Below are 3064 nucleotides of genomic sequence, written 5' to 3' on the forward strand. Positions count from 1 at the left end.
GGTAGTGTGGGGTTTCCCCATGTGAGAGTAGGTCATCGTCAAGATTCATTTCGCAAAACCCCTATCTGCGCGAGCAGGTAGGGGTTTTGTCTTTTGTGCTTTTGGCAAGTCGATGCGCTCCCTTGTAGGAGCGCGTCGCCTGCAATGCCAACGGTAGCCCTTTTCCTATGCAAGCCCTCGGGGCGTGGCTATCATGCCAGCCTTATTTCGAGTCGAGATTGGCATGCTGAAGTTGTTGAACCTCCTCAAGGATGGCCGGTTCCATTCCGGAGAAGCCCTGGGGGCCGCCCTTGGGGTGAGTCGCAGCGCCGTTTGGAAGCAGCTGCAGCACCTGGAGAGCGAACTGAACCTGACCATTCACAAGGTCCGTGGCCGCGGCTATCAGCTGGCGGCGCCGTTGAACCTGCTCGAAGCGCAGGCGATCGCCAAGTTCTCCCAGGGCGAGCCATGGCCGGTGTTCATTCACGAAACCATCGACTCCACCAATGCCGAAGGGCTAAGGCTGGTCGCGCAAGGGCAGGCTGCGCCGTTTCTGGTGCTGGCCGAGCGCCAGAGTGCAGGTCGCGGTCGGCGCGGGCGCCCGTGGGTCAGTCCTTTTGCCGAAAACCTCTATTACAGCCTGGTCTTGCGCATCGATGGTGGCATGCGTCAGCTCGAGGGTTTGAGCCTGGTGGTCGGCCTGGCGGTAATGCGTACACTGCAGGCGTTCGGGCTAAAGGATGTGGGGCTCAAGTGGCCCAACGATGTCCTTGCCGGCGGGCGCAAGATCACCGGGATCCTCCTGGAGCTGGTCGGGGATCCTGCGGACGTCTGCCATGTAGTGCTGGGTATTGGTATCAATGTAAACATGCAGGGCAACGAACAGATCGATCAGCAATGGGCCTCTATGCGCGGCGAAGCTGGGCAATTGGTGGATCGCAACCATCTGGTGGCGGTGCTCAGCCAGCAGTTGCAACACGAGCTTGGTCGCCATCGCCGCTATGGTTTCGCTGCGTTCCAGGAAGAATGGGAACAGGCGCATCTTTGGCAGGGGCGTAAAGTTTCACTTGTCGCGGGCACCTCGCGTATCGAAGGCGTCGCGCTGGGGGTGGATGGCCAGGGCGGCTTGCGTCTGGAGGTCGATGGTGTGGAGAAGAGCTTCAGCGGCGGCGAGCTGAGCCTGAGGTTGCGTGATGATTCTTGAGCTCGATTGTGGAAACAGCTTTATCAAGTGGCGCGTCATCCATTCAGCCGACGCCACCATCAACGGTGGTGGCATCGTGGACTCCGACCAGGCATTGGTCGCAGCTGTCGCGGGGCTCTCGAGCCTGCGTCTGACTGCTTGCCGCATGGTCAGTGTACGCAGTGAAGAGGAAACTTCATCGCTGTGTGCGCTGATCCAGGCCTCGTTCGGTGTCGAGGCAAACGTGGCCCAGCCTGTGAGGGAAATGGCTGGCGTGCGCAATGGCTATGACGATTATCAGCGCCTGGGCATGGACCGCTGGCTGGGGGCGCTGGGCGCCTATCACCTGGCCAAGCGTGCTTGCCTGGTCATCGATTTCGGCACTGCGGCCAAGGCCGATTTCGTCGCGGCCAATGGTGAGCACCTTGGTGGCTACATCTGCCCGGGCATGCCGCTGATGCGTAGCCAGTTGCGTACCCATACCCGGCGTATTCGCTATGACGATGCGTCGGCCGAGCGCGCCCTGAACAGCCTGGCGCCGGGGCGCTCGACCGTCGAGGCGGTCGAGCGTGGTTGTGTGCTGATGCTCCAGGGCTTCGCCCGTACCCAGGTCGAGCAGGCCAGGGCGATGTGGGGTGAGGACTTCACTGTCTTTCTGACTGGTGGAGATGCGCCCTTGGTGCAGGAGGCGGCGCCGAAGGCTCGGATCGTGCCGGACCTGGTATTCGTCGGTTTGGCCATGGCCTGTCCATTGAACTGAGGTGACTGACTATGCGCTGGTTGTTTCTGCTGTTGGTTGTGCTCAACGTCTTTTATTACGTGTGGCATCAGCAGGAAGCTCCCCTGAGGGTCAAGGAAGTCGCCCCGTTGGCTTTGTACAAAGGTTCCCAGCAGGAAATCCGCCTGTTGCGTGAAACCGGAGTTGCGGCGCCCGCCCGACGCCGTGACGAATGTCTGGTTGTTGGGGGGATGACTGCGCCCGAGCAACTCGAGGCCTTGCGTCAGCGGCTGGTCAGTCTGGATATCGCTGCCCTGCCAGTGGTTGGTCAGCTCCCGGGTGCCGAGGGGCTATGGCTCAAGGTTGCCCCGGAAAGCGAGCGTTTGCTGGACCCCGCTGTGCTCTCGACTCTTTCCAAGGATTTCAAAGACTTAAAACACAAAATTATTTTGTGCGAGGGTATTGCAACTGCTGAATAGCTTGATAGAATGGCGCCCGCTTCACAGGGAACATCACTTAGGTGGTAGATCTGGAGGCAGTGTCAAAGCAGCTAAGTTTCAGATTTGATTGAAAAAATTTGAAAAAACGCTTGACACTGGGGCGGCAGACAAATAGAATGCCGGCCACATCTGGAGGGATTCCCGAGCGGCCAAAGGGGACGGACTGTAAATCCGTTGCGAGAGCTTCGAAGGTTCGAATCCTTCTCCCTCCACCAGTTTTAGCGAGAGCTGCAAGCTCCGCGGGTATAGTTTAGTGGTAGAACCTCAGCCTTCCAAGCTGATGATGCGGGTTCGATTCCCGCTACCCGCTCCAAGTTTGCTGTTGTTGCACAAAGTGTTTCGCTCTTGTAGCTCAGTTGGTAGAGCACACCCTTGGTAAGGGTGAGGTCAGCGGTTCAAGTCCGCTCAAGAGCTCCATATAAACAAGGCAGATATGAAAATATCTGCCTTTGTTTTATCAGCGGTATGACTATTTCTTCTGCGGAGGACTGTATCGATGGCTAAGGAAAAGTTTGATCGTTCGCTACCTCACGTTAACGTCGGCACTATCGGCCACGTTGACCACGGTAAGACCACTCTGACTGCAGCGCTGACCCGCGTCTGCTCCGAAGTTTTCGGTTCGGCCGTCGTTGAGTTCGACAAGATCGACTCGGCTCCGGAAGAAAAAGCTCGCGGTATCACCAT

At 58.3% G+C, this 3064-nt stretch carries 4 protein-coding genes and 3 tRNA genes; all 7 read left to right on the forward strand.

Translation table 11 applies throughout. The annotated features are described in order from the left end of the window. The first annotated feature begins 223 nt into the window (after positions 1–223). The gene (birA, locus tag ACVWY1_RS26005) at positions 224–1183 is read left to right on the forward strand and encodes a bifunctional biotin--[acetyl-CoA-carboxylase] ligase/biotin operon repressor BirA (protein WP_102684361.1); all 960 of its coding nucleotides are present in this window, start codon (positions 224–226) and stop codon (positions 1181–1183) included. Then, on the forward strand, positions 1173–1922 hold the full coding sequence (locus ACVWY1_RS26010) for a pantothenate kinase (protein WP_139668113.1): 750 nt from the start codon (positions 1173–1175) through the stop codon (positions 1920–1922). The genes birA and ACVWY1_RS26010 overlap by 11 nt, the downstream gene beginning before the upstream one ends. 11 nt (positions 1923–1933) lie before the next feature. Further along, complete coding sequence (locus ACVWY1_RS26015) at positions 1934–2359, forward strand: hypothetical protein (protein WP_110703880.1); 426 nt, start codon at positions 1934–1936, stop codon at positions 2357–2359. Between the two features lie 152 nt (positions 2360–2511). After that, positions 2512–2595: transfer RNA gene (locus ACVWY1_RS26020), tRNA-Tyr, on the forward strand. A gap of 24 nt (positions 2596–2619) precedes the next feature. Beyond that, positions 2620–2693 (forward strand) — tRNA-Gly (locus tag ACVWY1_RS26025). A 28-nt stretch (positions 2694–2721) separates the two neighbouring features. Then, a tRNA-Thr gene (locus ACVWY1_RS26030) sits at positions 2722–2797 on the forward strand. Positions 2798–2876: 79 nt separating this feature from the next. Further along, positions 2877–3064: GTP-binding protein (locus ACVWY1_RS26035; protein WP_244891356.1), on the forward strand; the 188-nt coding region annotated here is incomplete at its 3' end.

It is taken from the genome of Pseudomonas sp. TE6288 (assembly GCF_054062095.1).

What these genes read in the sequence shown, in the direction of transcription:
- birA (WP_102684361.1), top strand. Translation starts at nt 224, where the DNA reads ATGCTGAAGTTGTTGAACCTCCTCAAGGATGGCCGGTTCCATTCCGGA.
- ACVWY1_RS26010 (WP_139668113.1), top strand. Translation starts at nt 1,173, where the DNA reads ATGATTCTTGAGCTCGATTGTGGAAACAGCTTTATCAAGTGGCGCGTC.
- ACVWY1_RS26015 (WP_110703880.1), top strand. Translation starts at nt 1,934, where the DNA reads ATGCGCTGGTTGTTTCTGCTGTTGGTTGTGCTCAACGTCTTTTATTAC.